Genomic DNA, 4222 nt, shown 5'->3' with positions numbered 1-4222 from the left:
GCTCGGGGAGGGTTCCGGCCTTCATCGGATCATCAACCTCAATTGGGGCAGTTCCCCGGGGAACGGCGATCATGTTGGCGGATGGAGCCTCCGAAGTCAAAGCACCACCACTCAGGGAATCTCCAGGAAGAAAGCCTGACTTTCCACAGCGGGAAGCCCCAGTCCAGACGCCAGGGCGGGTGCCAGTTCATTGGGCACACGCCATGTCTGGCCACTGGGTTGGATCAACACCACCGCGTAGCGACCTCGGGGCAGCGCCAGCAACGGCACTGGGTTCTCGGGCACCCGGACGTCCAGTGCCTGGGGCCGCACCACCACCTGCAGCTCCGGAATGATGGCGCCCTCCATGCGCGGGTTGCCATTCTCGTCGGTGAGCGCGGCGATGGGGCCGTCCGGGACGAGCCCCGCGGCGAGCACGACGACGTCCGGCTGGCCGTCCAGGGCGCCGGTGTCCGCGCGTGCGTAGTCCACACCCAGCGCGTCCGGGACGCCATCGCGGTCCAGGTCGTTCTCGTCCACCAGGTTGCTGGCGTCATTCGCCAGCTTGCGCACCACCACGCGCGGCCAGAGGTCGGGGACGCCGTCCTGGTTGGCGTCGTCGGGAGTGCCGTCGTGGTTGGCGTCCACGTAGCTGACGGCGAAGCCGTCCGGGCGCTGGTCCACCGCGCCGTCGTGGAGCGACAGCGGCTGGAGGCGCAGCAGCTTCTGCGAGCTGCCCAGCTGCCCGTCTCCCTGCACCACCTGGAACGTGGGCCGGTCCCGCGGCACGCGCGCGGTGTCGGAGAAGCTCACCGCCACGCCGGTGACGGGCTGCGGCTGGCCGGTTGCGTCCGCGACGACTTCCACCGTGAGCGGTCTGCCCGTGGCGTCCACCGCCGCGCCGCCCACGTCACCCGCGTTGGGCTCGCTGGTGACGCCGTACCAGGGGTTGAAGTCGGAGCGGCGGCAGGACGCGTCCGCGGCCGGACCGCAGCCGTTCACGTCGATGAAGCCGCGGAGCAGGTAGCGGCCCGCGGGCACCAGGCTGAAGCTGAAGGGCGCGACGAAGGGGCCGGGCGTGTCACCCGCCAGCGCCGGGCCGAAGAGCTGCTCGGCGGAGACGACGGTGAAGGTGATGGGGCGGCCGGTGCCCTGCGGCGGCGGGGGCCGGTCCGCGTCGTAGAGGAACACCACCGCGTTGCCACGCGCGCGTGACTGCACCACCAGGTGGCCGTCGATGCGCGCGGTGCGCGTGTTCTGCCGCACGTCGGCGGTGGGCACCACGGGCGGTGAATCACAGCCGAGCCCGAGCAGGGCCGCGAGGGCGAGGCCACCTGTGGCCCGCTTCCAGGAGGACAGGGTGGGGCGGCTCATGGAGTCACCGTCAGGGTCGCGTAGACGCGCCGCTCGATGCGATTGCCGAAGGGGTGCTGCGAATGCGCGCCGCCCAGGTGGCTGCCCACCAGCGCGACGGTGACGGTGTCCTTGACGGCCATGTAGCCCACGCGCGCGTTCACCACGGTGTAGGCGCGCAGCGGGTTGGACACCAGGTCGATGCGCGTGGGGTCCGCGGCGGCGGGCTCGCGCTCAATCCACGTGGCGGCGGAGGTGTAGGCCGCGTCCACGCCGAACTCCAGGTCCGCGCGCGAGCGGTAGGTGAGGCCGCCGTACAGCCGGAACTGCGGCGCCTGGTTGCACGGGCCACACTCGGCCGTCGACTCGCGGTCCGACGTCACGTCCTGCAGCGACGCGCTCAGCTTCAGGCCCAGGCCGTCCACCGGCGCCAGGGTGACGCCAGCCTCGGCGCCCCGCGCGGTGTAGACGGCGTCCTCGTTCTGGAAGGACGAGCTGCCCAGCAGGTACGAACCGGTGCCCGCGTCGTACGACTGGCCTGGCGGCAGCCGCGTCACCCCGGACAGGCCGATGAGGTCCCTCACCCGGTTCTGGTACACGGCCACGTCCAGGTCCATGCCCAGCTCCGGGGACTCGCCGCGCCAGCCCAGCTCGAAGGCGGTGAGGCGCTCGGGGCGCAGCTGCGTGTTGCCGGTGGTGAGCGTGCTCACGCCGTTGATGCCCGGCACGGGCACCGTCAGTTGCGTGTAGCTCTCCAGGAACGTGGGCTCGCGGAAGGCGGAGGCCGCGCTCGCGCGGAAGGCGTGGTTTTCAAAGGGCTTGAACAGCGCGGAGATGCGCGGCGAGTGCGCCAGGCCCGGGCTGCCCAGGTTGAGCAGCGGGTGCCGGTCCACGCGGTAGCTGGCCACCAGCGCCAGCGGCTCCACGATGCGCCACTCGTCCTGGACGAAGAAGGCCGCGTGCACCTGCTCGCGCAGCGGACCCAGGTAGTCTCCCCAGTCCACGCGCTTGAGGCGGCCCTCCACGCCGATGTTGAGCTGGTGCGTGCCCGCGAGCTCGAAGTCGCGCGCGAAGAGCAGCTCCGCGTTGAAGAGGTTGGAGCTGAGCGACGTCACCAGCGAGCGCTGGCCGGTGGCTTCATACTGCGGGCCCGCGTCGCTGGAGATGTGGTTCCAGAACGTCTTCAGCTTCAGCGGCCCCAGCTCCACGTCACCCTTCGCGAAGGCGTTGACGCCGTCGATGAAGTAGTTGCGCAGCAGGCCCGGCGGATAGATTTCCGTGGTGAAGCGATTCACGCCGCCGGACAGGCCCACCTGGCGCCCCTCGGCGAAGGTGTACACGGCGGACAGCGACGCGCGCGCGCCGCGGGCGCCCAGGTCCGGGTCGGGGCCGCGCAGCGTCACGTCCGGCAGGCCGCTGGCGTAGTCCCGGCTCCACTTGTCCGTCTGCGAATAGCCCGCCGCCGCCCGGTAGCGCATCGCGCCCGAGCCGCCGTGGCTGACGAAGGAGCCCGCGGCGGTGTTGCCGGTGCCGCCGGTGACGTGGAACCGCGCGCGCGGTCCGGTGCCGGGCGCGCGGGTGATGATGTTGACCACGCCCAGCATGGCGTTGGCGCCGTACAGCGCGCTGCCCGGGCCGCGGATGACCTCGATGCGCTCAATCTCCTCCAGGCCGATGGGGATGGAGGACCAGATGGTGAGGCCCAGGAAGTCCTGGTACTCCGTGCGGCCGTCCACCAGCACCAGCACCTTGTTGGCGATGCGCTGGTTGAAGCCGCGCAGCGACACGTTGGCGCTGCCCACGCCCAGGGCCATGACGTCCGCGCCGGGCACGCGCCGCAGCAGCTCCGGCAGCGACGTGGCGCCCGACAGGCGGATGTCCTCGGCGGTGATGACGGTGGTGGCGTTGGGCGCGTCCAGCGACGACTGCGCGCGGCGGCTCGCCGTCACCACGCGCTCCTCGTAGGGGACCGCGCCCAGGTCCACGCCGCCGGCCGCGTCGTCCGCGCTGGCGGGGGCGGCGCCGGTGGGCGTCAGGCCCGGAATGGTGGCGCTGCCCACGGGCATGGCCTCGGCCCGCTCAATGGCCTTCTCCAGCCGCTCCAGCAGCGCGCTGAGCTGCTGCTGGGACTGCATGCCCGCGGGGGGCGGCGGCATGGGCAGCGACGACGGGTCCTGCGCGGCGGTGGCCTGCGTCTCCTCGGCCTTCAGCTGCTCCTCCAGCGTGGCCACCATGGGCAGCACGGAGGCCGCGTCCGGCGGGTTGCTGGCCAGGTAGCGCTGGTACACCTCCAGCGCCTCCTTCGGCCGGGCCGAGTCCTGGTAGGCGCGGGCGATGTTGAAGAGGACGTTGGGGTGCGGCTTGATGGCGTAGGCGGCTTCGAGCTCGGCGATGCCCGCGTCGTACTGCTTCTGGGCGATGAGGCTCATGCCGCTGCGGAAGTGGCGGCGGGCCTCAAGGCGGGCGTCCGCCAGGGCCTCCCCCGCGCACAGACACATCGCGAGGAGGCCCGCTCGTTTGAGGGCTGTCAGGGTTTTCACTAGTACGGGTCGTCCTTGTAGGGCGACGAGTCTGGGGCCTTTCCAGGCCGCGTGCTCGCCTTCTTCTTGAGCTGGAGCTTCTGCGTGAAGCGCTCCTCGGGGCCCGCGCCCTTGGCGACGGCGCGGGCGCGCTGGTAGCCGTCCAGGGTGAAGGTCAGCGCCGCTTCCGCCACGCCGCTCGCATCCGGAGCCACCTCGAGGTTCAGGGGCGTCTCACCCAGGTCCTTCCCCTGGTACGTCACGCGCGCGCCCATGGGGTCGCTGACGATGAGGAAGCGCACCGGCTCCACGGTGGGCCGCGTCAGCGGCGCCAGGGCCAGCTCCTCGTCGGACGCACCCACCAGGGACTC

At 71.7% G+C, this 4222-nt stretch carries 3 protein-coding genes; all 3 read right to left on the bottom strand.

All coding sequences use genetic code 11. The features are described from left to right. Window positions 1-111 precede the first annotated feature (111 nt). A complete protein-coding gene (locus G4D87_RS34300; RefSeq protein ID WP_163786886.1) occupies window positions 112-1353 on the bottom strand; it encodes a hypothetical protein in 1242 nt (413 codons plus the stop codon). Then, window positions 1350-3872: a TonB-dependent receptor domain-containing protein gene (locus tag G4D87_RS34295; protein WP_504112737.1), complete on the bottom strand. Its 2523-nt coding sequence runs from the start codon at window positions 3870-3872 to the stop codon at window positions 1350-1352. The genes G4D87_RS34300 and G4D87_RS34295 overlap by 4 nt, the downstream gene beginning before the upstream one ends. Then, on the bottom strand, window positions 3872-4222 hold a 351-nt coding region (locus G4D87_RS34290; RefSeq protein ID WP_163786885.1), incomplete at its 5' end, for a PEGA domain-containing protein. The genes G4D87_RS34290 and G4D87_RS34295, both read right to left, overlap by 1 nt.

Source organism: Myxococcus vastator (genome assembly GCF_010894475.1).
GTDB lineage: Bacteria > Myxococcota > Myxococcia > Myxococcales > Myxococcaceae > Myxococcus > Myxococcus vastator.
The sequence above is the reverse complement of the archived record's forward strand: the minus strand, read 5'-3'. Positions and strand labels throughout refer to the sequence as shown.